At 59.7% G+C, this 23,263-nt stretch carries 23 protein-coding genes and 2 pseudogenes; 13 read left to right on the top strand and 12 right to left on the bottom strand.

Features of this window, described 5'->3' with window-relative positions:
* The first annotated feature begins 13 nt into the window (after positions 1-13).
* The 7 genes from GHO42_RS07350 (at position 14) to GHO42_RS07320 (ending at position 4,724) form a co-directional block, all read left to right on the top strand.
* Positions 14-979 carry a threonine dehydratase gene (locus GHO42_RS07350; protein ID WP_153326134.1) on the top strand — a complete coding sequence of 322 codons (966 nt, stop codon included), beginning with the start codon at positions 14-16 and terminating at the stop codon, positions 977-979.
* Between the two features lie 15 nt (positions 980-994).
* Positions 995-1,450 (top strand): GNAT family N-acetyltransferase, encoded by a 456-nt coding sequence (locus GHO42_RS07345; RefSeq protein WP_095023559.1) that lies wholly within the window; start codon positions 995-997, stop codon positions 1,448-1,450.
* 26 nt (positions 1,451-1,476) lie between these two features.
* The gene (locus GHO42_RS07340) at positions 1,477-1,878 is read left to right on the top strand and encodes a hypothetical protein (RefSeq protein ID WP_095000642.1); all 402 of its coding nucleotides are present in this window, start codon (positions 1,477-1,479) and stop codon (positions 1,876-1,878) included.
* 126 nt (positions 1,879-2,004) lie between these two features.
* Positions 2,005-2,349, top strand: coding sequence for a hypothetical protein (locus tag GHO42_RS07335; protein ID WP_095000446.1), 345 nt, complete (start codon positions 2,005-2,007; stop codon positions 2,347-2,349).
* A 47-nt stretch (positions 2,350-2,396) separates the two neighbouring features.
* A complete protein-coding gene (locus GHO42_RS07330) occupies positions 2,397-2,951 on the top strand; it encodes a UPF0149 family protein (RefSeq protein WP_095000447.1) in 555 nt (184 codons plus the stop codon).
* 191 nt (positions 2,952-3,142) lie between these two features.
* The gene (locus tag GHO42_RS07325) at positions 3,143-3,823 is read left to right on the top strand and encodes a GNAT family N-acetyltransferase (RefSeq protein WP_138738058.1); all 681 of its coding nucleotides are present in this window, start codon (positions 3,143-3,145) and stop codon (positions 3,821-3,823) included.
* A gap of 49 nt (positions 3,824-3,872) precedes the next feature.
* Positions 3,873-4,724 carry a CAP domain-containing protein gene (locus GHO42_RS07320; protein ID WP_153326132.1) on the top strand — a complete coding sequence of 284 codons (852 nt, stop codon included), beginning with the start codon at positions 3,873-3,875 and terminating at the stop codon, positions 4,722-4,724.
* A gap of 80 nt (positions 4,725-4,804) precedes the next feature.
* Here the strand turns inward: GHO42_RS07320 and mqo are convergent, their stop codons facing one another.
* Complete coding sequence (mqo, locus tag GHO42_RS07315) at positions 4,805-6,451, bottom strand: malate dehydrogenase (quinone) (protein ID WP_153326130.1); 1,647 nt, start codon at positions 6,449-6,451, stop codon at positions 4,805-4,807.
* Positions 6,452-6,862: 411 nt separating this feature from the next.
* Between mqo and GHO42_RS07310 the strand changes: the two genes are divergently transcribed.
* Both GHO42_RS07310 and GHO42_RS07305 read left to right on the top strand, forming a co-directional pair.
* Positions 6,863-7,234, top strand: coding sequence for a hypothetical protein (locus tag GHO42_RS07310; protein WP_095000451.1), 372 nt, complete (start codon positions 6,863-6,865; stop codon positions 7,232-7,234).
* Positions 7,235-7,237: 3 nt separating this feature from the next.
* On the top strand, positions 7,238-7,420 hold the full coding sequence (locus GHO42_RS07305) for a DUF1289 domain-containing protein (protein ID WP_095018063.1): 183 nt from the start codon (positions 7,238-7,240) through the stop codon (positions 7,418-7,420).
* Between the two features lie 5 nt (positions 7,421-7,425).
* Here GHO42_RS07305 and yghX read toward each other — a convergent pair whose 3' ends face one another.
* Entirely contained in the window at positions 7,426-8,310 is an 885-nt protein-coding gene (yghX, locus tag GHO42_RS07300) for a YghX family hydrolase (RefSeq protein WP_095000453.1), read from the bottom strand.
* 150 nt (positions 8,311-8,460) lie between these two features.
* Here yghX and GHO42_RS07295 point away from each other — a divergent pair, with 150 nt between their 5' ends.
* A complete protein-coding gene (locus GHO42_RS07295; protein WP_095000454.1) occupies positions 8,461-8,931 on the top strand; it encodes an FAD/FMN-containing dehydrogenase in 471 nt (156 codons plus the stop codon).
* Positions 8,932-8,957: 26 nt separating this feature from the next.
* Here the strand turns inward: GHO42_RS07295 and GHO42_RS07290 are convergent, their stop codons facing one another.
* Entirely contained in the window at positions 8,958-9,647 is a 690-nt protein-coding gene (locus GHO42_RS07290) for an HAD-IA family hydrolase (protein WP_095000455.1), read from the bottom strand.
* Positions 9,648-9,851: 204 nt separating this feature from the next.
* On the opposite strand from GHO42_RS07290, the gene aroE reads away from it, so the two are divergent.
* From aroE to GHO42_RS07275, 3 genes are all read left to right on the top strand, one after another.
* Positions 9,852-10,667, top strand: a complete 816-nt coding sequence (aroE, locus tag GHO42_RS07285; RefSeq protein WP_153326128.1) for a shikimate dehydrogenase — start codon at positions 9,852-9,854, stop codon at positions 10,665-10,667.
* A 61-nt stretch (positions 10,668-10,728) separates the two neighbouring features.
* Positions 10,729-12,171, top strand: coding sequence for an MFS transporter (locus GHO42_RS07280; protein WP_095000457.1), 1,443 nt, complete (start codon positions 10,729-10,731; stop codon positions 12,169-12,171).
* A 257-nt stretch (positions 12,172-12,428) separates the two neighbouring features.
* A complete protein-coding gene (locus GHO42_RS07275; RefSeq protein ID WP_095000458.1) occupies positions 12,429-12,806 on the top strand; it encodes a DUF1640 domain-containing protein in 378 nt (125 codons plus the stop codon).
* A 58-nt stretch (positions 12,807-12,864) separates the two neighbouring features.
* Here GHO42_RS07275 and GHO42_RS26035 read toward each other — a convergent pair.
* The 9 genes and pseudogenes from GHO42_RS26035 to GHO42_RS07240 form a co-directional block, all read right to left on the bottom strand.
* Positions 12,865-12,972: pseudogene (locus GHO42_RS26035) on the bottom strand (GNAT family N-acetyltransferase); the annotation flags it as partial.
* 95 nt (positions 12,973-13,067) lie between these two features.
* Positions 13,068-14,252 carry a type III PLP-dependent enzyme gene (locus GHO42_RS07270; RefSeq protein ID WP_153326126.1) on the bottom strand — a complete coding sequence of 395 codons (1,185 nt, stop codon included), beginning with the start codon at positions 14,250-14,252 and terminating at the stop codon, positions 13,068-13,070.
* Positions 14,249-16,009, bottom strand: a complete 1,761-nt coding sequence (locus GHO42_RS07265; protein WP_150628392.1) for an IucA/IucC family siderophore biosynthesis protein — start codon at positions 16,007-16,009, stop codon at positions 14,249-14,251. The genes GHO42_RS07270 and GHO42_RS07265 overlap by 4 nt, the downstream gene beginning before the upstream one ends.
* A complete protein-coding gene (locus GHO42_RS07260; RefSeq protein WP_095020058.1) occupies positions 16,006-17,148 on the bottom strand; it encodes an MFS transporter in 1,143 nt (380 codons plus the stop codon). Before GHO42_RS07260 ends, GHO42_RS07265 begins: the two co-directional genes overlap by 4 nt.
* Positions 17,133-17,804 carry an IucA/IucC family C-terminal-domain containing protein gene (locus GHO42_RS26030; protein ID WP_371926128.1) on the bottom strand — a complete coding sequence of 224 codons (672 nt, stop codon included), beginning with the start codon at positions 17,802-17,804 and terminating at the stop codon, positions 17,133-17,135. The genes GHO42_RS07260 and GHO42_RS26030 overlap by 16 nt, the downstream gene beginning before the upstream one ends.
* Positions 17,802-18,914: pseudogene (locus GHO42_RS26025) on the bottom strand (IucA/IucC family protein); the annotation flags it as partial. The pseudogene GHO42_RS26025 and the gene GHO42_RS26030, both read right to left, overlap by 3 nt.
* Positions 18,911-20,110 (bottom strand): acetyl-CoA carboxylase biotin carboxylase subunit family protein, encoded by a 1,200-nt coding sequence (locus GHO42_RS07250; RefSeq protein ID WP_153326125.1) that lies wholly within the window; start codon positions 20,108-20,110, stop codon positions 18,911-18,913. The pseudogene GHO42_RS26025 and the gene GHO42_RS07250, both read right to left, overlap by 4 nt.
* Before the next feature lie 74 nt (positions 20,111-20,184).
* Positions 20,185-22,272: a TonB-dependent siderophore receptor gene (locus GHO42_RS07245; RefSeq protein ID WP_153326122.1), complete on the bottom strand. Its 2,088-nt coding sequence runs from the start codon at positions 22,270-22,272 to the stop codon at positions 20,185-20,187.
* 17 nt (positions 22,273-22,289) lie between these two features.
* Positions 22,290-23,057, bottom strand: a complete 768-nt coding sequence (locus GHO42_RS07240) for an aldolase/citrate lyase family protein (RefSeq protein WP_165446477.1) — start codon at positions 23,055-23,057, stop codon at positions 22,290-22,292.
* Between the last annotated feature and the right edge of the window lie 206 nt (positions 23,058-23,263).

Here is a 23,263-nt window from a genome sequence, read left to right as displayed (position 1 = left end):
ATGACGGTGTGCCATGTTTGATTTGAATGCCCTTCGCCTTGCAGCCCATACCGTGCACCAGACCCTGGCGCCCACACCGCAACTGGCCTGGCCTTTGCTGACCGAACTCATGGGTTGCACGGTATGGGTCAAGCATGAAAACCACACGCCCACCGGTGCCTTCAAAGTGCGCGGCGGCCTGTTGTATGTGCAGGGGTTGCTGGCCCGCGAACCGGGCACCAAAGGCCTGGTCACAGCCACACGCGGCAATCACGGCCAGAGCCTCGCACTGGCAGCGCGCAGCGTAGGCCTTCCAATCCGGATCGTGGTGCCGGAAGGCAACTCGGTGGAAAAGAATGCCGCCATGCGTGCCCTCGGCGCTACCGTGATTGAATGCGGCAAGGATTTTGACGAGGCCCGCACCCATGCGGCGGTGCTGGCGCACACTTATAAATTGCACCTGGTCCCCGCCTTCCATCCCGACCTGATTCGCGGCGTGGCCACTTATGCGCTGGAGTTGCTAGAAGCAGTGGAAGAACTGGACACAGTGTATGTCCCCATCGGCATGGGCTCGGGCATTTGCGGGCTGATCCAGGCGCGCGACTTGCTGGGCCTGAAGACCGAGATTGTCGGTGTGGTGTCTGCGCACGCCGATGCTTATGCGCAAAGTGTCGAGCAGGGCCGTGTGGTCTGCACCGAGTCGGCCCACACGTTTGCTGACGGGCTGGCTTGTCGCCAACCGCTGCCCGAGGCGCTGGAAATTATTGCCAAGGGCGCGGCGCGGGTGATTCGGGTGTCCGACCAGCAGATCGCCCATGCGATTCGGGTCTACCATGAAACCACCCATAACACCGCTGAAGGCGCAGGCGCCGCCGCGCTGGCCGGCCTGATCAGCGAGCGCTCAAGGCAAAAAGGGCGCCGGGTTGCACTGATCCTGAGCGGCGCCAACATTGACCGCCTGCTGTATGCCGCCATTCTGGCCAACAGCGCTGACGCATAACCTAAAGGAGTGTGTATGCAGTACCTGATTCGCCGCGCCACACCGGGCGATGCCCAGGCCATCAGCAAGGTGGTGATTGCCGCCTTGCGCGAATCCAATGCCCGGGACTATTCCCCCGAGGTGATCGCCCGGATCGGGCAGAACTTCTGCCCGGCCGAGATTCTGAAGTTGATGCAGCAGCGCCAGATGTACGTGGCCGTACACGAACACCATGTAGTGGGAACTGCCAGCCTGGATCACGCGGTGGTGCGCAGTGTGTTCGTCAATCCGGGCCATCAGGGCCGAGGCATAGGCCAGCAATTGATGGCACGCATCAAGGAGGCGGCCATTGTTGCGCAGATTCAAGAGCTGCGGGTACCCTCCTCGCTTACGGCCGAGTCCTTCTACGCGCAACTGGGCTTTGCGAAAGTACGCGACGAGTTCCATGGGGACGAGCGCACCGTGATCATGGCCCTGCGTCTGGACGACTAAATCCCGGGGCAGCTATGCTGAGCCTGATGACTTCTTCTGCGTCGCTGCGCTCACCCTGCCCACCCGGCGCCTGCATCTGCGAGCGGGAGCAACTGTTGGCGACACCTGGCACCGACCTGCGCATCCTCAACCTCACGCGTCAGGCCGAGAAAGTGCTGATCGAGCGGCTGGAAAACCTGAAAAGCTTCGACGATCTTGAACATATGCAGCGCCGCATGCACGAGCAACTGGGCATTGAAGTGCTGATCGACCCCGGCGTCACAGAAGTGCGTACCATGCGAGGCATTGCGATACACCTCGCCGAGCAACCGGGCCTGTGCCGAAAAACCCGACAGGCAATCCCGGCCGCCATCCGCCGGGCGCTGGAGAAACGACCAGAAATTGCCTGGAAACTGCTGGATGGTCACGGCTTGTTTAGCGACCCCTGAATCGGCTCTGAACAAGGGCTTTAACCCCGGAAAAGGTCATATTTTGCGGCATATGAACAAATTCGCTTGCCATAACCCGAATCTCTGCCCTATAAGCGCGTCTTTTAAATTAACTGAGTCATACCAATGAGTGCCGGATTCACCGAGGACGACATGCGCAGAGCGCTCGGCCTTGATCTGCCTGCTGCCCCGGTTCAACCTGAAGTTGAACCGGCTCCTGCCAAAACCATCCCTGCTCCGAAAAAAGCTGCGGCACCTGCCAAAGCGCCATCACCTGTGCCGAAAAAGCGCAGCGGGCCTGTCCTGCGCGTCACCATGCGGGTGACCAAGGTGTTTGACGGCGATGAAAGCCTGTTTGTCCATGACTCCAAGGATTTGAGCCGATTCAACGCCGAGCAAGAGGCGAAAAAAGCCCTGGCCAAGGCTGGCTTTAAATACTTTGAACTCGAGTCTATTGTTTCGGTGGACTGAGTCTGCCGCAGACTGCCCGTTTTGCCGCCACACCAAGGAGCCCGAACATGCAATCGCAACCCCTGAACGCCAGCGACTTTGACGTGATCGAAAACACGCTGCTCAAATACGGCGACGATCACTCCGTGCTCAACCCTTCGGAGCTCGACGGTTATTTCACCGCACTGGTTTCAAGCCCGACTCAGGTCGATATCGCCGACTGGTTCCCGGCAATCTGGGGCGGTCAGAACCCGGCCTGGGAAAACCCTGAGGAAGCCAAACAGTTCATCGAACTGAGCGTTCGCCATATCAATACCCTGGCCCGGCAACTGGCTGAGGACAGCAGCGCATTTGTTCCGCGTTTCGAGCAGACCGAACATCTGGGCCAGGATGTAACCCTGGCGGAAGAATGGTGTTTTGGTTACACCCGTGCGGTGGCCATCAGCAACTGGCCAGCACTTCCGGCGCCGCAAGCACGCTTGCTCCAGGCCATCGCCGACTGCGCCGAGCAGGACAACTTCGAACTGCCCGACGACCTCGACGTTGCCGCCCACCAGCAAAGCGTTGCCGCCATTGCCCCTGCGGCCCGGGCGCTGCATGACTTCTGGTTGAGCCAGCGCTGAGCTCGGCGAAGCTGATTTTGATTTTGTAGCAGCTGCCGAAGGCTGCGTCCGGCGGCGAAGCCGTCGTAAAATCAGCCACCGCGATTATCCAGATAAACCTTGCACTGCGCATTTACGATCGCTTCGCAATCGGACGCAGCCTTCGGCAGCTGCTACGAATTGTGCTGCGGCACACTATAGAAACCATCCCCATGACCACCCTCAGCCATTTCGATTCCCCGGTCAGCGAACCGATCAACAGCCAGATCCTGCAGCTCGTGGTCGATCACCTGAGCGATATCAGTGCGATGGAAATCGCCCCGAGCAATCTGCTGTACAGCATTTATCAGTACGCCATCGGCTTTGAAGTGCATCTGTACCTGCAGGCACTCGACGGCACCAAAGGCATTGCGGTCGAGCTGATTGTCGCCACCGATGCCCAGGACCCGGAAAAAGTAACGGGCTTCGCCTTGTACCTGCCTTTCAAGGACGACCCCCAGGCCTGCGGCATTGCCTATATGGCCGAGCTGGCCAGCCACCGCCATCTGGGGGTGAGCCGTTCGATGCTCGAGGAAGTCGTGCGCCGCTACCCTCACACCGAGCTGACTTGCAGTGTGACCAAGGTTGCGGAATTCGAGGCAATGGGGCTGCAAGTCATCGGTACCCGCGGACCGCAAGTGCTGATGAACACCCGTGACCATAGCAGCGACGGCCTGATGGCCGTGCTCGACGTCGCCGCGATCTACCAGTCCACCGAAGTGCGCCAGATCCATACCTACCTGCTGCAACGCAACGGCAAAAAGGCCATGCTCGACGCCGAGAAGAAACGTGATCGCCAGATCGATCAACTGACCGCCCGGGCCAAAGCCTTTGTGGCCCTGGCAAAAGACTAAAGGGGCGAAATAACGCATCATGGTTGCACTCCGTTAAGAGGGAACCCGTATGCGCGCTCACTTCACCCTGCCCCGTCTCGGCGCCTTGACACTGAGTCTGGTGTTCAGCGCTGGCACCGTGGCCAGCGAAGAATCGCAACTGATCGACTCGATCAATGCTTACCGCAGCCAGATTCAATTGTGCGCAGGGCAGGCCTCGCAAGAGTTGCCGCCACTGTCGGCCGACACCCGCCTGGTGCTGCCGGCCAGCAGTTTTGGCGATTTGCAGCAAGCCCTGGCACAGGCGGCATACCCGATGGTCAACGTACAGGCGATCAACCTGTCAGGCCCCCGTGACGCCCAGGCCGCCATGAAAGCCGTGCAGGAAAGCTTTTGCCGCGTGGTGCTGGACCCGCAATTTGTCGATATCGGCGTCAGCCACGACCAGCGTGACTGGCGCATCGTTCTGGCCCGTCCGCTGCTGGCGGCACGCCTGGGAGACTGGCAGGCCGAAGGCCAGAAAGTCCTCGAGATGCTCAACAGCGCCCGTAACCAACCCCGCCAATGCGGCACCCAGGCCTTCGGCCCTGCCGCGCCCCTGACCTGGAACACCACCCTGGCTAGCGCTGCCGAGAGTCATTCACGGGACATGGCCAACAATAACTACTTCGATCACAAGGGCCGCGATGGCAGCACCCCGGGGGATCGCGCTGAACTGGCGGGCTATATCGCGCAGCAGATCGGTGAAAATATCGCCGCCGGGCAGGACACCACGCGCAAGCTGGTCGACGGCTGGCTGGCCAGCCCTGGTCATTGCGCCAACGTGATGAATCCCGGGTTTCGCGAGCTGGGCGCAGCCTACGCGGTAGACCCAAAAAGTGATGCAGGGATTTACTGGACGGCCCTGTTCGGGACGCAGTGAGGTATTGCGAAGGGGTTGAGCGAGGCGGTAACGCAAGATAAAGCAGCCCCACCCGAGCAGCGTCGGGTGGGGCCGTTTTTTTACAGCGCCATGTCAGCCGCTGGGTTGCTTGGAGCAGGCTTTGCCGGCTCCGTAGCAGGCGTTGCAGTGTGAGTTGCCGCCGGGATTGCCGGTGGTGGAGTCAATTGCAGGACTTCAGCCGTGTAGGCCCACTCTTGGGCAACGCGATCAGGATCGCCGTTCAGCTTGGTGCCATAGCTCGGCACGATCTGGTGCAGCTTCGCTTGCCACTCCGGTGTTGCAACCTTGTCCTTGAACACGGTTTCAAGCACGGTGAGCATGATCGGTGCAGCCGTGGAGGCACCCGGGGATGCGCCCAGCAGACCGGCGATGCTGCCATCTTTGGCGCTGACAATCTCGGTACCGAGTTTCAGCACGCCGCCCTTCTCTTCGTCACGCTTGATGATCTGCACGCGCTGACCGGCCTGCCACAGGCGCCAGTCTTCGGACTTGGCGTTCGGGAAGTACTCTTTCAACGCATTGAAGCGGTCTTCGTCCGACAGCATCAGCTGGCCGGCCAGGTATTCAACCAGTGGGTACTGTTCGATACCCACTTTGGTCATTGGCCAGATGTTGTGCGGGGTGGTGCTGGTCAGCAGGTCGAAGTACGAACCTTCTTTCAGGAACTTGGTCGAGAAAGTCGCGAACGGGCCAAACAGGATAACGCGCTTGCCATCCAGCACGCGGGTGTCCAGGTGCGGAACCGACATCGGTGGCGCACCAACCGAAGCCTTGCCGTAGGCCTTGGCCAGATGCTGCTCGGCAACAGTCGGGTTATCGGTTACCAGGAACGAGCCGCCAACCGGGAAGCCTGCGTATTCCTTGGCTTCAGGAATACCGGACTTCTGCAGCAGGTGCAGGGCACCGCCGCCAGCGCCGATAAAGACGAACTTGGCGTCAGTTTCGGTTTTGCTGCCATCTTTCAGGTTTTTGTACACCACGCGCCACGAACCATCTTCATTGCGCTTGATGTCTTCAACTTCGCTCGACAGTTTCAGCGAGAAGTTAGGCTTGGTTTGCAGGTAAGCCGCGAACTGGCGTGTGATTTCGCCGAAATTCACGTCAGTACCGATCGGAGACCAGGTGGCCGCGACTTTCTGGTTGGGATCGCGCCCTTCCATCATCAGCGGAACCCACTTCTTGATCTGCACTGGATCTTCGGAGTACTGCATGCCCGCGAACAGAGGGCTGGCCTGCAGGGCTTCATAGCGCTTTTTCAAGAACTTGATGTTGTCATCGCCCCACACAAAACTCATGTGCGGCGTGGAGTTGATAAACGAGCGCGGATCTTTCAGTACGCCGTTCTTGACCTGCCACGACCAGAACTGACGCGATACCTGGAAAGCCTCATTGATTTCAATGGCCTTCGGGATTTCAACGTTGCCGTTCTTGTCTTCCGGCGTGTAGTTCAGCTCAGCCAGGGCGGAGTGACCGGTACCTGCGTTGTTCCAGCCGTTGGAGCTTTCCAGGGCAACGCCATCGAGACGTTCAATCATCTCCATGGACATGCCGGGTTCCAGCTCGTTGAGCCATACACCCAGAGTAGCGCTCATGATGCCGCCGCCGATCAGCAGTACATCCACGTGTTTAGGTTTTGCCGCATGCACGGAGGTAATCCCCATGGTCAGCGCCAGGCCCAGTAGCCCCTTGTTCATTTTTTTTAACATGTTGTAGTACCTAAGATAAAACGCCATCTGCCCGGCACTCAGTGCCTGAATTTGCCTGACCCACTACAGACGGTCACCTGCAATCGAGCCAGCTTCAAGCCCCGAACGGGCAGACATATAAGGCCTGTGCACGTTACAGACCTCACTTCATGTACCTTGGGCGCTGATCTCTTGTTGGTCTTGGCTTCAGCTACTTGGGTAACATTTTGGGTACAGCGGATGTGACTCCCTTGATGTCCGGCCTGCTCGCGGCTCCTTCCGGGGAACCTGCGTGGGCATGACGCTCCAGGGCGGCCAGCCGACTTACCGCGACATTCTACCTCAGGTGGCACTCTGGGCGAAGCAGCAGTAGCCAAGCCCCGCGCTCAGGTATAATCGTGTCTTTGCCCCGCCTATCAACAGGATTCACCCATGTCTTTAAGCAAACGCACCCAGGCACAGATCGAACGTCGCCTGATCACCTCCCTGACCGAGGCCTGTGAAACGGCCAAATCACAGATCCCGGGGTTTGCCTGGTTGACCCATGTTGTTGACTACGAGGCCTTCCCGGCCAGCCTGAAGGTGGTCTGGGTGTTCGATACGCAAGCCAGCAAAGACTTCGCCCTGGCCGATGGCGAGGCGCGCTATATGGGTGAGCTGACGGCCCAGGCGCTGGCGGATGCCGGCGTAAAGGTGCGTAACGGCTCGGCCCATGTATTCTTCGATTCAGAAGAAGAGTGCCAGCGCAGTTGTGGCGGCAACTGGCCCAAGCGCCTGGCGCAAAAACAGACCGGACGCAGTTGAACCGTGGCAAAAGACATTGAAAACCCGTGCATTGCAGTTTGCCAGTTAAGTGGTGAGCTATGCGTGAGCTGCGGTCGAACCCGGGAAGATATCCGCAAGTGGCGGGGCATGAAGCGCCCGGAAAAAATGGCCGCCGTGCAGCGCGCCAGCGCTCGCCTCAAGAGCCTGCGCAAGAAGAACGGCTAAGCCCGCTACGCCAGATACTTGCCGAACCAGCCCAGGGTCCTGTTCCAGGCCAGAGTAGCCGCGGTTTCATCGTAGCGAGGCGTCGAGTCGTTATGAAAGCCGTGATTCACTCCCGGGTAGATATGCGCTTCATGGACTTTACCGTTGCTGTTCAACGCCTGCTCAAAAGCTGGCCAGCCGTCATTGATCCGTGTATCCAGCCCGGCGTAGTGCAGCATCAACGGTGCCTGGATACGGGCGACCTCGTCTGCACCGGGCTGGCGCCCGTAAAACGACACTGCAGCTCCCAGCTCCGGGTAGGCCACTGCCGCCGCATTGGCCACCCCGCCGCCATAGCAGAACCCGGTAATCCCAACTTTGCCGGTACTGGCATCATGCTGCATCAACCACTCCACCGCCGCGAAGAAGTCATTCATCAGCCTGGCAGGGTCGACTTTTTGCTGCAACGCCAGGCCTTGCTCATCATTGCCGGGATATCCGCCCACTGACGTCAGGCCATCGGGTGCCAGAGCGATATATCCCGCCTTGCCCAGGCGCCGGGCAACATCTTCGATGTAAGGATTCAGCCCGCGGTTCTCATGCACCACCACCACGGCCGGCAGCTTGCCCGCTGCCTTGGCTGGCCGCACCAGATAACCGCGCACCTGGCCGTTGCCCCTGGGCGATGGGTACATGATGTACTCGGCAATAATATCCGGGTCGGTAAAGGAGACCTGCTCGGCGAGTGCGTAGTCTGGGCTCAACGCCGTCAGCACCGATAACGCAGTGGTGCCCAGGGCGAATACAGCAGCACGGTCAAGAAACTCGCGACGGTTGATCTTGCCGTGGGCGTAGTAGTCATAAAGCTCAAGCAATTCAGGGGCAAAGTCTTTCGCTGTCAGACGCGTCATCTTGGCGTTTCCTTGGGCCGGTAGCGCTTAACCATAGAGCAATTTGTAGCTAAATGCGTCTCAGACCTTTTACCTTGTGCTGTGGGATACCATACCGGCCATGCCTGAAACCTGTCAGGCCAGAACCATTAACTGAAGGGGTATCAAACGGTGAGAATTGCACTTGTGCTGTTGTTGAGCGCGTTTTCCATGCTGGCCCAGGCCGCGAATATCGGTGAGCGCCTGACGCCATGGACCCTGAACGACCAGCATGACCAACCCTACACGCTGGACGAAAAAACCCAGGTGCTGCTGGTAGCGCGCAACATGGACGGCTCCAAGCTGGTCAAGGCTGCGCTGGAAAACCAGGCCAAGGGCTACCTGGAAGCACGCAATGTGGTGTTTCTCGCCGATGTGCAGCGCATGCCCTCGCTGATCGGCAAATTTATCGCCATCCCGGCCATGCGTGACTACAGCTACCGTGTTGTGCTTGACCGCGACGGGACTGTTGCCGCCCAGTACCCCGGTGCCGAAGACAAGGTACTGTGGCTGCAACTGGAGAGTGGCAAACTAATGTCACAGCAAGAGTTTTCCAGCGCCGACGAATTGCGTGCGGCACTGGAAAAACTGCCGGTGCAATAATCGCGTGTAAGGGATCTGGCTAGCACTTATCGCATCGGCGGCAAACCATAAGCCGCCAGATCAAAGTCGGCCAGCTGGCGGATGATCAGGTCGGCATGCGTGTACTTGCTGTCGGCCATGGCTACATCAGGTACGGCAATCGCAGTCATGTTGGCGGCTTTGGCAGCCGTTACTCCGAAAGGCGAATCTTCGAATACCAGGCAGTGCTCGGGCGCAACACCCAGGCGCCGTGCCGCCGTCAGGAAGATATCCGGTGCAGGCTTGGCTGCCCCCACTTCAGGGTCGTCAGCGGTGACAATGGTGTCGAACAGCTCAAACCACTCACCATGCAAGGTGGTTTTGTGGGCAAAGGAATGTTGCGATGAACTGGTGCCCACGGCAATTGGCACCTTGTGGGCCTTGAGATGGCGCACCAGCGCCTCGGCACCCGGCATGCCCGTGGCTTTGGGGAAGCGTTCTTTTAGCAACGGCTCGCGGACAACCAGAAATTCCTGCGCGGTGATCGGCAATTCCAGCGCCTTGACCAGAAATTCTGCCAGGTCCAGGGCGCCACGGCCGATGATGTGCTGCTTGATGCTCCAGTCATAGGTGCGACCGTAGCGTTCGGCGATGATCTGCGTGACTTCGGTGTAAATACCCTCAGTATCCAGCAATAACCCGTCCATATCGAAAATCACGGCCTTGATCGGGCCGACAGCAGCACGCGGTGTAGTCATCACAACAAATCCGTTGGCAGGAAGGATTCAGCACCATAACACCGGGAGAAGCACAATGTGCTGCAGTCATCGCCAATCATCAAGTCTCAGCTGGTGATCAGCATCCGTGATCACGGCATCACCATATACGATTGGCACACTGCGCTGCAGGGGTTGAAAGTGGGCTTATTGCCCCACTCATAAATCCAATACTAGGAGGCACGCATGCCCCAGTCCCTGCCAACCCTGTGCGGTTCGATCATGGGCTCGCCCTTTTCTCTCTCTGCGAAAATCCACAATGCGGCCTACGCGGCCCTGGGCCTGGACTACACCTTCGTCTGCTTCGGCATCGAGGACCCGGTGGCGGGCGTCGCGGCCATCCGCACATTGGGTGTGCGCGGCATGAACGTGTCCATGCCCTACAAAACCGTCGTGATGGAGCATCTGGACGCGATCGATGAATCCGCGCTGGTCATTGGCGCGGTCAACACCATCAATAACATCGACGGCGTTCTCACCGGCTACAACACCGACTACCTCGGTGCAGTACGCGCCCTGCAGGAAGTCTGCGAACTCAACAACCAGCGCATTGCTGTAATTGGCGCCGGAGGCGCAGCGCGGGCCGTGGTCTTTGGCTGCCTGCAAGCAGCAGCCCAGGTCACGGTGTTTAACCGCAGCAGCGAACGGGGTAAGGCCCTGAGCACAGACCTGGGCGCGCACTGGGGCGGCAGTGTCGGGGCCTTCGCAGCCCGGGATTTCGACATCGTGATCAATGCCACCAGCGTGGGCTTCAAGCAGCCCGACAGCAACCCGCTGGACGGGATGCTTGCCAGCCATCTGATCGTCATGGATGTAGCCTTTATGCCCGTGCGTACCGCCTTGCTTCTGCAAGCCGCCGCGCTGGGCTGCCGCACCGTGTCCGGCACACGCATGCTGGTGCAGCAGGCCTGCCGGCAAATCGAGTTGTACACCGGCATGGAGGCCCCCATCGACATCATGGAGCAGGCCATGCTCGAGGAGATACATCGACTCAAATTGTAAGCCCCCCCTGCTGCCTATCGATAACAAGATGCCGTCAAGGCGCCTACCAGAAGGTACCAACATGACTCACGATCATGCTTCATCTGATATTGAATTGGTCCCCGAAAGCCCGGAACACAAAAAAGACCTGCACCGCGCTGCCTGGGCCTGCTCCCTGGGCAGTGCGCTGGAATACTACGACTTTGCCCTCTACACCCTGGCAGCGGCGCTGATTTTCGGGCCGCTGTTCTTTCCTGAACAAACCCGCACCATGAGTCTGATTGCCAGCTTCGGCACCTACTTCCTGGGCTTCGCGATAAGGCCATTGGGTGGTGTGCTGTTCGGCATGATCGGCGACCGCGTGGGACGCAAGTTCGTGCTCACGTCCACGGTGTTGCTGATGGGTATTTCCAGCACCCTGATCGGTGCCCTGCCCACGTTTGATCAAGTCGGCTACCTGGCCCCGGTGCTGCTGGTGGTGCTGCGTTTGCTCCAGGGCCTCGGTGCAGGTGCCGAACAGGCCGGCGCGGCAGTGATGATGACCGAGTATGCACCCCCGGGTCGACGCGGTTTTTACGCTGCCCTGCCCTTCCTTGGCATTCAACTGGGCACCATCCTTGCCGCTCTGGTGTACTTCATGGTTATCAGCAGCAGTGACAACGTGCTCGAAAGCGGGTTGTGGCGCATACCGTTCTTCAGCAGCGTGGTGATCGTCGCCCTGGGCCTTTACATGCGCCTGTCGCTCAAGGAGTCGCCGACCTTTATCCGCCTCAAGGCCCTCAAGCGGGTCTGCGACAATCCGCTAAAAAGTGCGATGAAACACTCAAAACCGACGCTGCTGCTGGGCATTGGCCTACGCCTGGGAGAAAACGGCGGGTCTTCGATTTATCAGGCCCTGGCGGTGAGTTACATCGTTGGTGTGGTCGGCCTGCAAGGGCCGGTGGGCGTGCTCACCTTGATCTGCGCCGCCAGCCTGGGTGCTCTGACCGTGCCGATTGCCGGTAAACTCAGCGACCGTTTTGGCCGTGTAGTGGTGTACCGGGCCTTTGCGTTGCTGCAACTGGCACTGGCGTTCCCGGTATGGTGGATACTGAGCCAGGGCAATGTGATCGCGAGCATTATTGCTATCTCTATCGCGCTGGGCATCGGCACCTGGGGCATGTTCGGCACCCAGGCGGCGCTGATGCCTGAACTGTTCGGCTCGCGCCACCGCTATATGGGCGTATCCATTGCCCGGGAAGCCTCGGCGGTGATTGCTGGCGGTATTGCGCCCTTGATTGGCGCCGGGCTGATCGCTCTGGTCGTGGCCAGTCACGATGGCGATGCCAGCGCCGGTATCGGCGCCTGGTTGCCGATTGCCTGCTACCTGTCGCTGCTGACGCTGATCACCCTGTACACCACCTTCAAGACCCCGGAAACCCTCAACCGAGATCTGGACGAGCCCCGTGATGCCTGGGAAATGCTGCCTGCTCACAACGCTCCGCAGATGACGCCACAGCCGGTGGTGCAACCGACGCCACGCTGATGCTGCGTGCTGCAACCTGACTCATGCAAAGAGCCTGCTGACTGCAGGCTTTTTTGCGCCAGCACGATGCTGCTCTACTCGTAATCATAATCGGTCACCAGAAATACCACCGCGACTGACGCAACGCTAAGAAAGGTCTGACTGTATTGATTCGGGATAAAAGTAGAATCTCAGGCAAGGAGTGAATCGCCCTCACAGTGACAGGAGTCAGGCGTCAGATGGCGGCCCGACGTCACTTGCCAATCGCAGGAGACAATATGAAATCATCCATTACCCTTTACGACGCGCTGACATCCATCAGTATGCCTTCAGGTAAAACTAAAGCCGTTGTCGAAGCCTGGGAGAATGAAGTGAAAGATCTCGCCTCCAAATCAGACCTGGGGCAAACCGAACGGCACCTGAAAGCCTCCATTTCAGAATTGGGCGCTGAACTGCGCGTTCTGATAAGGGAGCAAGGTGTAGAGCTCAGGTCATCCGTCAAGGAACAAGGCCTCGAACTGCGCTCGTCAATTACTGCGCTGGAGGCCCAGGGCAAGATTGTTCACTGGCAGTTCGGCATCATCTTCATTTGCATCAGCGTGCCATCGATCAAATTGGGATATGACTTTCTCAACAGGGCTTTACTGGGGGAGTAAAGCCCTGGCTGACCTGGGTGATGACTTCAACTGAACAGCCTGCATCATTATGGGCTGTTCAGTATCCAGCTTGGGCTTGAAGCAGCTTGCGCATGAAAACCCGGGCAAAGCCGTATTGCGTGGCCCTGTGGGTTTCCTGATAACCGTGCTTTTTATAGATTTCGATGCATACCAGGAATCAGCGTGTCAGCCAGCATCCAGCGTGGATGGCTGATTGCCAAGGATGGAGTTGCCGGCACCCTGGCTGGCAACTCCATGGCATCACCCGTCGATAAACACCTTCAGAGGCGGTTCGTGCATCAGGAAGTTCTGGTGCGAGATATTCCAGGCATAGGCACCCGCCAGGCTAAACACCAGCAGGTCACCAATCGCCAGTTGCGCAACAGGTTGCTGCCTGGCCAGCACATCCTTGGGCGTGCACAACTGGCCTACCAGGGTGACGTCCTGACCGCTTATCTGCGGGGGATTTGTGCCCCGCATAACCGTGAACGGATGGTTATGGTCTTGCGCTGCAGGCGTGCGGAAATGATGAGTGCCGCCTCGACCAATGGCAAAAAACTCGCCGTGGCTGCTTTTGATATCCAGCACCTGCATGACGTAATAGCCGCAGGCTGCGCTGATAAAGCGACCAATTTCGAAGCGGATTCGGGTCGCGCCCATGCCGAACTCATCAACCAGCCCCTTGAGCCCCTGACAAAACCTTGGCCAGTCGAACGACTGCGCCGGGTTCTGGTAGTTGATGCCCATGCCGCCTCCGACATTCAGCACGGGCAGTTGCAGGTCGTGGTCGACACACAACTGGCGGAAAGTCAGGAAGTAGCTGCGTATCAACTCAAGGTGCGCATCGACATCCAGCTGGTGTGACAGCATATGAAAGTGCAGCCCCTTGAGCTCCAGAGACGGCTCTTCGCGCAACAATTGCAGTGCACTTGCCAGCCCCTGCTCGTCCAGCCCGAACGGCGTGGGCTTGCCGCCCATGACCAGCCTGCTCTGCGGTGCCTGCGTCAGCTTGAGGTTCAAGCGCAACATCAGCGCAGCCCTCACGCCACGCTGGCGAGCGATGCGCGCCAGACTGCGAAGCTCGGTCACGCTCTCTACATGAAACGCCGAGACGCTGTACTGCATGGCGATATCCAGTTCACGATCAAGCTTGCCCGGGCCGCCAAAGATCAGTGGCTCGTCGGGGCACTGCTCATGCAGCCAGGCCAGCTCCCCGCCCGAGGCCGCTTCGAAACCGTCTACCCACGGTGCAAGGGTTTTCAACACCCGCGCCTCCGGGTTGGCCTTGGCGGCATAGAACAATTCGCAGTTAACGGGCAGCACCTCGCGCATTGCCTTTATATGCTGTTCAAGGGCAGGCAAGTCGTAGACATAGGCACACAATGGCCCCTCGTGTTCAGCCTTGAGCTGATCGATACAGCGGGTGACAGCGACAGGAAGAGTCATGCGCACTTACTCTTTGCAATAAACGCCAACGGGCTGGGCAGCTGGGTGTAACCCGCTTCGCGATCGGCGCGCATCATCAGACGGGTCATAAAGTTTTCCTTGCCGGGGAATGGCGCACCGGCGCACAACTCGCGCAGCTGCTGCGGATGACCGAGAAGCGCGCACTGTTCGTGCAACAGCTCGCCGGTGCGCGTCCACAACTGTTGTTCCAGAGCATCGCTACCATTGGCCAGATGAAAAATCGCCTCGCCCAGATTATTCACCAGCGCACAGTAAGCCACCCGCTGCCAGGCCTTTTGCGCGCTGTAGTACACCGAGTTGCGGGTACGCTCGTCGAGCGCGCTCAAGCGTTCTGCCGGCCAGATTTCAGGAACCAGCTTGGTGCCCTCCAGATCGCGGATCCACACCCGGTTCGGCAAGCCGTCCTGAGCAAAGCCGACAACCGTGTTTTGTAAATGCGGCTCCAGCGCCACCCCCTGACGGAACAGGCAGTGCAGCACGCCGCCGAGCATTTTCGCGGCATAGGCATCCAGCCAGTTGAGCGTGGCCTGCTCAATGCCCAGGCCGGTGATGTCGGCATAACGTCGAACCTGGTGACGACAGACACTGCGACCTTGCAAGTCCCAGGTAAACAGCGCCATTGCCACCTGCGGCTGATACGCCCCGCGATCGGCCATGGACAGGTTTTCCCGGTAAACGATACCGAAGCATTCGGTGACTTCGCGGGCCTGCTCCAGCGTACCCAAAGCACCGAGATCAAGGCTGGAGGCTGCGGGCTCGGGCATCAGCAAAAAGCCCGGCTGCCGGATTGCCAGCTCGCTCATGACCGGCCGGAGCAGATGAGTCAGGGCCACGGCACTGTCCAGCTCATACCAGGCATTCTTGCGTACGCAATTGGTCAGCCGCACATGCATCGAGAACTTCATGAAATAAGCCAGTTGCGGGTGGTAGAGCGTACGCACCGACGAGGTCGGGAACATGGCCTGACCCAGAGGGCCGAGGTATTCGATCAGACCCTGCTGTTGCGCCCGCTGCACCAGCGGATCGGCCAGTATGCGGGCGACTTCCCAGGGGTGACACGGATAGGCGTCGTCGCGCCCCGACAGTTGCTGCAGGGTACTGCGCGGGTCCTCACCCTGATGGCGAAACAGCGCCGGGTCGATCTTGAACCAGTGCAACTGAAAACACGCCCCGACCTCAGGCGAGCAGGCCAGCAAATCGTTCTGGGAAATACCCTCGCGGCTTTTCGGTGTCGGGTGCAGGGCATGCCCCCAGAGCTGATGCTGCTCGGATGCGAGCAGGCTGTCGGCAGCTTCGTTGGCCGGACGGGAATGACGCAAAAAGGCCCGGGTGATCTGCAGGCTGTTGGCGAACTGTTGCAGCATCTCGCCGACACGCCCGGCACCGCTCAGTGGCGTACACAGAAGGCTGGCCAGTTCCTGGGCCTCCAGTGGCCGCCAGCCCTGCTGGTTGCCCTTGAAATAAGGCGCGCCGATGTAATGACAGCGGCCCAACAGGCTGGCGCTGTCGATGCGCACCACCAAACGGCCGCCCGGCAGGTTGATGCTGATGCAACGAGCGCCGGCCTGACGCAGACTCATCGGCACATCCTGTGCCTGGTAGTTCAGATCGGCTTCGTTGCGCGGCAATGCATATTCGCGCAAATAGCAATTGAGCAGGCACTCGATGGCATGGCGCTGGGCTTCACCATCAAGGGCATGGTCATTCAGGGACAAGGTATTGGGAACGAACGTCATGCCGGAATCTCCCGGGAAGTGATCATTAGAGGGCGCGCCATGACCATGGCGGCCATGGCAGCCAGGCAGGCAACCAGAAAGGGGGATGCAATGCCGCAGGTCTGAGTGACCAGAGCAGCCGTAACACCGGCAGCGGTACCGGCCCATTTGCCGCTGGAGTCAAACCAGCCGAACAGGCGCCCTGCACTGCCTTGCCGGCTGCGCTGACTAAGGCAGCGGTGCAGCCCGACAAAGCTGAGCAGCATGCCCGCGCCACTGAGCAGACGCAGGGCGAACAACGGCTCTGCCTGCACGCTCCAGAATTGCAGCGCATTGCTGATCGCCAGCAGCGCCAGCCCCGGCAACAGGACGTTGCCCTGATACTTGTGGACCCAGGGCAAGGCCAGCAGATAAACCAAATGCGGCAGGCTGTAGAGCACACCGATCAAGGTGTCGTTACCTATCCCCAATTGTTCACCGTATGGCATGAAGTAGGGAAAGGTGACCACCATGGCGAAGCTGAACAGAAACTGCACCGCCAGCAGGCGCGCCATGTCGGCTGGCAGTTGGCCTGGCGGCGGTTTTTGTTTGCTGTCCAGGGCATGCCCGGGCTTGTCGTTGGGCAGCGCCAACACCAGAACAAATGCCAGCAGCGGCAACCACGCCAGCCAGCTGTAAAGGTTGATGCCCAAGCCCCGGGAGGTCAGCAGCCCCAGCAGGATCGGGCCGCTGATCATTGCCAGCCGTGCCGAATACTGAGTCCAGTTCAGGGCGCGGGACAGCCCGGAGCCCTTGAGCTGGGTCGACAGGTAGGCGTTGGAGGCCGCCATTGCTCCGCCGAAGGTGCCCTGGATAACCAATGCCAGCACGAACACGGTCAGATTGGGGCTCAAGCCTGCCAGCAGAAAACCCGCGAACAACCCGGCATGGGCGCGCAGCAACGACAGACGACAGCCGTTGCGATCGGCCCAGCGCCCCCATACTGGTGCGGCCAGGGCGGTGCACAGGGTTGGCAGGACAAACAGCACGCCGATGGCCCATCCCGGCGTGCCGGGCGCAAGGTCGCCCAGGATGCGCGGTAGATACAGCGGAATCCCCAGCGCCGTAAAGGCCGACAGGTAATGCCCCAGCAAGACGCTGGCAATCAACCGGCGCTGCATGGTGCCTCCTCCAGCAGGAAATTCGCCGCGCTGTAGCCATAGAACTTGTTGATATCACTGGCACCGGAATGCGCCTTGCTGAACAGGCTGCCGGCGCTGAGCAGGTACTTGACCGGCAACCTTGGGCTGTCGAGCAACCAGCGGCGTGCGTCGTCACAGTTGATGCCTTCGGCTTCGAGCTGCTGCAGACAACCGCTCAAGCGCCGGCGCAGTGTGTCGTACAGGCTGGCTTGAGGCGCCAGCCCCGCTGCCGCAATGGCCTGCAAAATAGCGACGATATTCAGTTGCAGTGTGATGGTGCAGAACATCTCGGCCAAAGGCTGACTGCTGTTGACACGAATGCGCTCATCCTGCAAGGCGGCTGGCAGCCCGGCCAGATCCGCAAAAGCTGCAGCGAAACGTTGCGGCCAAAGGCGCGCGGCGTCGTTGTCCTTCATCAACAGGCGCATTGGCCGGCCGTGTTCGAATATCAGCACGGCGTTCTGCTGGTTGGCCTCAAGCGCGATGCCGTATCGCAGCCACAGCCGTAGATGAACCTGCAGTAACAGGTCAAGGTAGTCGTCGAGCCAGTGTTGCAGGGAGCCGGCATAAAAACCCTCGACCAGCTGTTCGAGGAACAGGCGCCCACCCGCAATAGGGCTGGCCAGTGCAGCCACCGGCACCAGTGTGGTGTGCTCCAGCCCCGCCGGATAGCGGCGCACGATATAGGCCAGATGACGGCTTTGGGCGACATGACCGCCGTGTTGTTCATCTACGTGCAAATAGCGTGATCCCAACTCCGGATCTCGCCTGGCGAGCGCCTGCAAGGTGGTTTCAAACCAGTGGCCGTCGTACAGGGTGCTCGGCTTGATCAGACGCAGATTGCGCGCGCCCAGGGTAGTGACCAGCAACGGTAATTTGATATGCCAATGGGGCTGATCAATGCACACCACCGTACGCACGGACAGCGTCGGCTCAACCTGCATGGCCGTGCGTGGCGCCTTGAGTGCGCCCTCAGGCAAGCCATACTGTTCAAGCACAGCCCAGGTCAACGGATGCACCGGCAGCAGTGAGTGGCTGTTGTGCAAAGTGCCTGGCAAGCCTACTTCCTCGAAACCCGGCCAGTGCGGCGGCTGCACACTGGTGAGGGTCATGGCCTGCTAGGGGATCGCCAGCCAGTTGAGTTCGAAACGCGGTGCAAACTCCGGCGCATAGCGTTCAAGGGCTGCGCCATCGAAGCCGCTTTTGGCCCGTGCAGTCGGGTAGTACGGGTGGTCCAGATAGCTGGCCAGCTGGTCAATCTTCAACAGGCGCTGCGACCAGTGCTGGAGCCCGATCACATCGCCGAGCGCGGCGGCATTGCGTTGACCGGCCTGCTTGCACAGGGTCCGGTGTTGCGTGGCGCAATCGGCCTCTTTCAGATACGCCTCGAACAACCCCAGGCTTTCAGTGTCGAGCCCCTGGCTCAGGTGGCCAAGCCAGAGTGAGTAGCCACGCTGGACCTCAGGCGGGTGCTGTCGCGATACCCGGATCCAGGCATCGCCGGTAACACTCCAATCCTGCAACGGATACGCCTTGACCACTGGCAGCCACAACTCGTCAGCCGCCAGATCGGTGATCCGCAGCCAGATGCCACTGGGTTGATGCGCAAGCAGCTGATGCAACGCCTCGGGCAGCGGACAGATCCGGCCCTGACTGACAACTCCGCGGATATCTTCACGCAGGCAGCAATCGATGATGCGGCGGGTGATGTAGGCCTGATCGGCAGCTTCTGGTTGCAGGTTCATGCCACCACCCATTTCAGGTCGTTGAGGGTCGAATGCAATTGCGCATCCAGGCTCACGTCATCCGAGGCAATCAGGCGCAATACGCCGACGTAGTCCTTGTTGGAGTGGCTGATGGTCACCGTGTCGCCGGGATGTTGCAGCGCCCGGTAATCGCACCAGTGGTCTGCGGATTCGACATTGAAACTGGCACTGGCCTGATCCAGCCGCCCCGAACGCTCGGCCACCAGATAGTGCACGGTTGCCTGGGCCCGAGCCGGTTGTGCGTCGACCAGCGCCTGCCCCAGATGCAGGGCAACGATTCGGTCAAACCAGCCCTGTGGCAGCAGCCGGTCCAGCAAAAACTCGCGGCCGTCACCGATACTGCGATAGTTGATCTCGACCAGCACCGGTCCTTGTGCGGTGAGGATGAATTCGCTGTGGCAAACGCCAAAATTGACCCCGAATGCCGCCACTTGCGCCAGCGCCGCGGTACGCTGTGCGCTGCTTAGCGGGCCATTCCAGCGGGCAGCGAGTTCGACAAAATGGGGCGGCGCAGAAAGGCTTACGTCAAAGCCGCCAATGGCTTGCAGGCTACGACCGTCACCGAGGGTTTCAAGGGTGAACAGTGGCCCTTCCAGGTAAGCCTCCAGCAGCAGTGCACGGTCCGGTTGCTGCTCCCAGAACCGTTCACAGTAAGCACTCAGTTCAGCGGCGTTGTGACACAAGCGCACGTCCAGGCTGGCCACCCCTTCACGGGGCTTGGCCACCACTGGCCATGGCGCATCAGCAGGCAACGCGCAGCCCGAGGCAAGCACCTGGAACCACGGCCCGGGCAGACCCAGACGCTGCATGCGCTCACGCATGGCGGCCTTGTTCTTGGCGGCATGGCACAACCGCCAGTTCTTGCCGGGGCACTCGAACGCCTCCGCCACGACTGCTGTCGCGGTTTGCAGGTGATCGCTGTTGGAAAATACGGCAACCGGGCGTAAACCCTGGCCATTGAGTGTTTCGATGACCGCCAGCGGGTTGAATACATCACATTCGATCACCTGCAGCCGGTCCGGCGAAAGAGACGAGCCGGCAAGCAGGCGACGATGTTCCTGAGCATGATCGGTGATCAGCACAATTGGCAGCCCGCGCTGCTGCGCGGCTGGCATAAAGCCCTCGAGAATGGCTGGGTGTGCGACGTGAGCAAGGATGACGAATGGACGTTGCATGGCACTTTCCTGGGGGCAACAGTTGCCCGTCCCGCAGGATGGGCAACTGATTTACAAAAGCGCGTGTGCGCGGTTTAGAAGCGGTAATTGACGCCTAAGGTGAGCGAACGCTCTGGCGCGGGTTGACGACCCCAAGGGCTGGTGTCGATACCTCGGAAATAGTATTCGCGGTTGAACAGGTTACTGATGCCCGCCGAGGCGGTCAGGATGCTCTTGTCGGCCAGCGGGAACTCACGTTCGATAGCCGTGTTCCACACCCAGTAAGAAGGCAGTTCACCCACGCTGGCAGAGGCGTTTTCTTCGCGGGTATTGGCAGCGTCGGTGTAGGCCTTGCTGATGTACAGACCGTCGAGGTTGTAGGTCCAGTGCTCGGCAAAACGGTAGCGGGCATCCACCATAAACTGGTTTCGCGAGGAGTACGGCACTTCGTTGTCTTTGTAAGTGCCGTTGCGTTGTTTGGCATCGAGATAGGCATAACCGGCATGCAGGTCCAGATCACGCATGGCCTGCGGGGTCCAGAAAATATCAGTCTCGAAACCCTGATGACGTGTGCTGCCAAGGTTGTCGAAACGGTCGGTGGTGGCGTTGTAGACAATCTGGTCATCAAAGTCGATGCGGTACAAGTTGAAGTCGACACGCATGCCCTCCCACGGGGTGTAACGCACGCCGGTCTCGTAGTTCCAGGCCAGCTCGGCACCGACCGCGCCTTCCTTGACGATCTGCGTAACCTGAGGCGGACGCAGGGACTTCTGCGCGTTGGCATAGACATACCAGGCGTCGTTGGCCTGGTAACCCACGGTCAGGCCCGGCAGCCATTCTTCAGACTTGTTCTCGCGCTCGAACCCGGTGATGCCATCGCTGTAGTTCATGCGCGCGTTTTCATAGCGCGCGCCGGGGGTGATGGTCAGGCGATGATCAAGCAGGCTGATGGCGTTGCTAATGTAGAAGGCACGGGCGCTGTCATCGAATTTCCAGTCGCGAAACGGTGCAGTCACACCCGTAGCCAGACTCTGCCGGTTGACCTTGTAACTGATGTCTTCGCTGACATAGCGGGCACCGAGTAGCCAGGTCTGGCCGACGGTGGCGCCATCGATGGTGGCGCTGATGCGCGGCTCCGAACCCCAAACCTTGAAGTCACGCGGGCCGTCCTGCTTGGTCACGGCCGTACCGTCCGGAGTGAACGGCAGGCCTACGACGAAATTGCGGTAGCTGTTGTGGGCAAAGTTGGTCCAGCTGAACTCCACCGAATCGAACGGCCCCATGGCGCCAAGACGCTGGGTGTAAGTGCCCCACACACGATCCGTGTCACCCTCGAAGCGGTCCAGCGGGCGCGTTGACTGACGCGGGTCGTCCTTGTAGTCCTTGACGCTGAGGGCACCGGCCAGGTCCATGTCGGCCTTGTAATGCTGAACGCCGAAACTCAGATCCCGGTCATCATCGATGTTCCATTGGCCGCGCAGGCGGTAGTTCTGCACATCGGTATCAGAGTGTTCGCGCCCGTATTCGCCGCTCAGGGTATTGATGTCCAGTTGCAGCCCGAAGTTGTCAGTCAGGTAGCCGCCGGTGCCCAGATAGGTATCCCACAACTGGCGCCTGCCAGCATTGAACGTGGTTTTCTCCTGCAGGGTGGTTTCCCATTCGCGGGGAATCGGCTTGCTGATGAAGTTGATCACCCCGCCGACGTTGTTCGGACCGTATTGCACCGCTGCGCCCCCGCGCACGATATCAACCCGGTCGACCGTGGCCATGGTCATTGGGAACAGCGACAGGCCGGTCTGGCCATAGGGTGCCAACGCGAGCGGGATGCCGTCCGACAAGGCCTGGATGCGTCCGCTGCGGCTCTCGTACAGGCCGCGTACCGAAATCTGGGGCAGCGCACCGGTACCGGTCTCGTCGAAAATCTTGATACCCGGAACCCGTTGCAGCGCATCATCCAGGCCACGGGTGCTGGCTTTTTTCAGGTCGCTGGAATCGATGACGCTGCGACTCCCGGCATAGGTACGCACTTCCTGATCGCTGGCGGCACCCAGTACATCGCCCTCAATCGTCATGGGCGCCAGCTCAACGCTGTGGCCGGGGGGTTGTTGATCGGCGGCCATGGCAGCCTGGCAAATACCCAGTGTCATGAGGCTCAGTGAAAAGTGTAGGGATATTGTTTTCATTGGACTACGTCGACTCATTATTGCTGTTGGAGAGAATGCAGGCGGGCTTTGAGTGCGTTATGCAGCAAGCCACGGTCTTCACCGGCCAGAAAACTGCGCACGCCGCGGGCGCGCCATAGCGCGTTCTGTTCGACGGTGCGGGGGTTGGCGCAAAAAGCGACGCCGGCGCCAAGACAGGCGTCGGCCATGCCTTGCAGGGTTTGCCAGACCCGAGGATTGAGAGGATCAGGCCCCAGGCCAAGATCGAGGGCCAGGTCCAGGGCGCCTTCCATGATCATGCCGACCCCGTCCAGTTGCAGGATGTCGCCCAGCGCGTCAACACCGGCGCGGCTTTCGATCATGGGAATAATGGGGGTCTGGCGGTTGGCCAGATCGATGTATTCGGGCAGTGGCAGGCGACCGAAGCCGGTTATGCGCCCACCGGTCATGCCGCGCTTGCCCAGGGGCGGAAAAAAGGCCGCCTCAATGGCGCGCTGAACCTGTACGGCGCTTTCGGTGCGTGACAGCACGATGGCTTCGATACCGGCGTCCAGCGCCCTGCCGATCAGTTTCTCGTCCACTTGCGCCATGCGCAGCCAGGGCGAAATACCTGCGGCCTCACACGCCCGAACGCAATGCATGATGTCTTCTTCGGAGCGCAGCAAGTGCTCCAGATCAAGAATTACAAAGTCGTAGCCGGCAAACGCGAGCATCTCGCAAAGCATGGGTGAAGGCAGGGAGTTGAGCATGCCGTAAACAACTTTCCCGTCTTGTAGCCGGGAAAAAACCGGAGAAGTTTTTATCACTGACACAGGTCCTTTTAGCGAGGCAACACTGGCGCCAATAATAATCATTCTCAGATACGGGTAAACAATTATTATTATCGAATAGCGATATTCGTGATGCACCGCATAAAAAACAGTTTTGCCCGGTGTATTTTTTTTAGTATTAGATTCGCAATATGAATCGCTCTGCAGCCGCTGTGCTAGACGCCATTAGCCATTGGCTGCCG

The organism is Pseudomonas sp. FSL R10-0056 (assembly GCF_009600105.1).
Classification (GTDB): Bacteria; Pseudomonadota; Gammaproteobacteria; order Pseudomonadales; family Pseudomonadaceae; genus Aquipseudomonas; species Aquipseudomonas bubulae.
Note: the sequence above shows the minus strand (reverse complement) of the source record. Positions and strands in the feature narration are given on the sequence as shown.